5 protein-coding genes are annotated in these 3,541 nt (G+C 65.8%); all 5 read right to left on the bottom strand.

The features are described 5' to 3' along the window. Positions 1-75 precede the first annotated feature (75 nt). A complete protein-coding gene (locus ACFDS3_RS19730) occupies positions 76-534 on the bottom strand; it encodes a DUF4126 family protein (RefSeq protein WP_375264042.1) in 459 nt (152 codons plus the stop codon). A 112-nt stretch (positions 535-646) separates the two neighbouring features. Continuing rightward, positions 647-2,107, bottom strand: a complete 1,461-nt coding sequence (locus tag ACFDS3_RS19725; protein WP_375264041.1) for a DUF2231 domain-containing protein — start codon at positions 2,105-2,107, stop codon at positions 647-649. A gap of 82 nt (positions 2,108-2,189) precedes the next feature. Then, on the bottom strand, positions 2,190-2,477 hold the full coding sequence (locus tag ACFDS3_RS19720; RefSeq protein WP_375264043.1) for a hypothetical protein: 288 nt from the start codon (positions 2,475-2,477) through the stop codon (positions 2,190-2,192). Further along, positions 2,401-2,952: an ABC transporter ATP-binding protein gene (locus ACFDS3_RS19715; protein WP_375264040.1), complete on the bottom strand. Its 552-nt coding sequence runs from the start codon at positions 2,950-2,952 to the stop codon at positions 2,401-2,403. The genes ACFDS3_RS19720 and ACFDS3_RS19715 overlap by 77 nt, the downstream gene beginning before the upstream one ends. Next, positions 2,949-3,541 (bottom strand): FecCD family ABC transporter permease (locus tag ACFDS3_RS19710; protein WP_375264039.1); only part of this gene is annotated, 593 nt, incomplete at its 5' end. The genes ACFDS3_RS19715 and ACFDS3_RS19710, both read right to left, overlap by 4 nt.

Below are 3,541 nucleotides of genomic sequence, written 5' to 3'. Positions count from 1 at the left end.
GGCCATCGCCCTCGCCGCTACCGTCATCTTCTGGTTATGAGTCCAGAGCCTAAGCACTACATCCTCACTGACGACCTAACGTCGCGACCCGCGACCAAGGATAACTGCGGCAGCGCCAGCCAGCACGGCCGCGTCTTCAAGCAGTCCGGTCGAAAACTGGCTTCCATGTTCCATCGCCTTCAGGCGCGCCCGCCAGCCTGGATAGGACGCCAACGCCGCCGTGGCACCCCCGACGGCCGCGCCTGCCCAGCGCTCGTGACGGGGGACCAGCGCGGCGCCAGCGATAGCGGACGTGACAATTCGGGCGGTGACGCCGATCGCCACAACGCGATCAGGCGCCGTCTTCTGCTTGTCGCCGGCCAGCTCGGCGATTGCGAGCGCAACCACTGCAGAAGCGACCGCTGGATGCGAAAGGGCGAGCGGCGCGCCGTTTCCGGGCCGCAACCGAGAGTTCGTGGCGGCAAGGGCCACGGCGGCCAGGGGCGTCATCGCACGCTGCCCTCCGACCAACCCCATCAAGAAGGATGATAGCATCGCGTCTCTCCCACTGTGTTCGAAGCCAAGAGGCGGCAGCCAGATCGGTTCCTCCCATCATGGGGTTGAAGGAGTGCAGACAGCGACCGTCCCTGACGCTGTCGCCAAGCCCTCAGAGCCCTTCAAGCAGCCGCACCTTGAGACTGCGGAAGGCGCTGCGAGCGCGGGATGCCCGTTCGTGGTCGAGCATCTCCTCGATCTGGGCGCCGAGCACCCGCAGCCGCGCCTCCCCCAGTCGCTGGGCCTCGACGAACATCGAGGTTTCCTCGGAACTCGCATGGTGATCCACCGCCTCGTGCAGGACGCGCAACTGGTTGTCGAAGGTGGGCGACGAAGTGCCCGTCCGCAGCGTCAGCGCGAGCATGTCGTTCAATTGCTGATGCTCGGCATGTGCGGCAGGAACGTCATCGCTGACCGCGCGAACGGCGGGATAGAAGACCTCGTCCTCGACATGCTCGTGGATTTCCAGCTCTCCCGCCAGAACCCGCATCATGTCCCGGCGCTCGGGATCATCCGGCGACATGGCCGCGATCTTCTCGAACAGGCGTCGCAGCAGCTCATGATGTTCGTAGAGAACCTCGTCAGCCTTGCGCGCCCCGCGCGGCGCTGCCGGAGCCTTTCGGGTGGCGCGGGCGATATCTTCGGAGGTGACTGCCTCTTCGCCGGGCTCTTGCTCACGCCGGACCTCGACCATCCCATCCCTCACCCGCACAGCAAAGCGCGGTTGCGGCGCAGTTGATGGCCCGTTGATGACATGGCCGCTGGTCAAGCAGTAGAGCGACCCATGCCACGGGCAGACGATGCCGCCGTCCTTCACCCATCCCTCATCGAGGGGACCGCCCATGTGCGAACAGCGCGATCCAAGTGCATGCACCCTGCCCCGATGGCGCACGAGGACGATGCCGACCTCCGAACCGGTCGCGGGATCGTGCACCGCGGCGCGCAGGGGACGATTTTCCACCAAAGCATCGTATGCGATGACCGGCTGGAATTCGCGCGGCTCTGGCGACCTGTCGGCATGATCCGTTCCGATCCCGCGCCGATAGACGAGGTGCCCCCCGAGGTATACGCCCGCCATCAAGGCTGCCCAGCCCGCCGCGCTGAGGGCGCGGGCCGTGCCGCGCCTCCCGCGGCGACGGAGGCCAAGAGAAGCCAGCGCAAGGCCGAGCGCGCTCGTGTTGATCGCGGCGTGTGCGAAGCCGGTGCGGCGCTCGCGTCCGTGGATCTGGCGCCAGTCGGCGAGCCCGGTCGCCGCGGCGACAATCGCCCCGGCCGCTCCTGCGGCAAGAGCGATGTCCGCAGATTTACCGGGAACGCGGCTTTTCGAAAGGCCGAACGTGTCGGCGCTATCGAGACCGAGCGCGAGCGTCCACATGCCAATCGGAAGCGTCGCTGCGACCGGATGCAAGGGGTGCCCCAGCCACGTGCCGTGCAGCGCGTCCTGGACCGGGCGGGACGATACCGGGGCAAGCTCTAGCGCAGTGGAAACGAGGTTCGCCATGCCGCGTGCCGGCGCGTCCAAGCGGTCAGAGTCTTCGATCGCGGCTGCCATGCGGTCGAGTTTCTGCGCCATGTGATCCAGTTCCGTTTCGGTTGTTCCTCGGCGAACGAGGCCCGTGGCACCGAGGTTCCGACAGCAGCTCTGGCGTTTGCCGTCACCCGACCATGAAATGGATATGCGGTCGGCTGTGGTGCGGCGATGTGGTGACACCCGCCCTGACCCGAAAGACGTTGCGCAACAGATCCTCGGTCAGCACGCTTTCGGGCGGTCCCGACGCGAAGAGGCAGCCCGCATGCAGAACCAGAATCCGGTCGCAGAACATGGCAGCCAAGTTGAGGTCGTGGAGGGCCACGATACTGGTCAGATCAAGGTCCCGGACCATCCGCAGGATCTCGATTTGATGGTGCACGTCGAGGCGGTTGGTTGGCTCGTCCAGGATCATCACCTGCGGCGCTTGCGCAAGGGCTTGCGATGTGGACGCGCTGGCGCTCGCCTCCCGACAAGGTTTGCCACGCCTGCGCCCTACGCGCGACCATCCCGACGCGCTCGAGCGCCGTTGCGACCGCCGTTTCATCTTTCTCTGACCACCCCGACAGCGCGGATCGATGCGGCGTCCTGCCAAGTCGAACAACGTCGTGGACGGTGACGTTCGTGTCGGTCGCGGCGCTCTGCTGGACGAAGGCGACCTGTCGCGACAGGACCCGACGGGGCAGATGCGCAATGTCTTGCCCGTTGATTTCGACCCGGCCGGACTGCGGACGCTTGAGACCGGCGAGCAAGCGCAAGAGCGACGGTTTCCCCGACCCGTTGGGGCAAATCAGGCGCAAGGTGTCGCCCGGCGAGACGCTGAGCGAGACATCGGACGCGATGATCCTGCGCTTGACGCCCCAGACGAGGTTTTCGGCAAGGACACTCATGCCTGCGGACGTGCACGATACAGGATGACGGCGAAGAACGGCACACCGACCAAAGCCGTTACCACTCCGATCGGGATCGTTTGCTGGGCCACGATGACACGCGAGACGATATCGGCCACCGCCATGAACACCGCGCCCACGACGGCACAGGCAGGAAGCAGCTTCAGGTGCATGGGGCCCACCACATATCGCGCCGCATGAGGGACAACCGGGCCGACGAAGCCGATCGCACCGACCATGCTGACGATCGTCGCCGTCATCATGGCCGTCACTCCAAAGAGCAACAGACGGATCCGCGCCACCGGAACGCCGAGCGCGGCAGCGTCCTCGTCGCCGAATGTGAACGCGTCAAGCGCCCGTGCCATCCAGATGCAGATCGCCAGGCTTACGAGCACGACCACGAGCAGCAGGTGAAAGTCCGCCCAGCGCACCCTGCCGAAACTGCCGAGCAGCCAGAACCCATTGGTCACTGCGAGAAAGACCGTCTCAAGCCCGATGTTGTAGTCGCCGATCGCCGTCGCCGCGGCGATGGCCACGGCGAGGTGCAGGGGAATCGCAGTTGGCTTTGAGGCTTTGAGCTGACCCTCTT

Source organism: Palleronia sp., from assembly GCF_042089775.1.
In the GTDB taxonomy this organism is placed as follows: Bacteria; Pseudomonadota; Alphaproteobacteria; order Rhodobacterales; family Rhodobacteraceae; genus Palleronia.
Note: the sequence above shows the minus strand (reverse complement) of the source record. Positions and strands in the feature narration are given on the sequence as shown.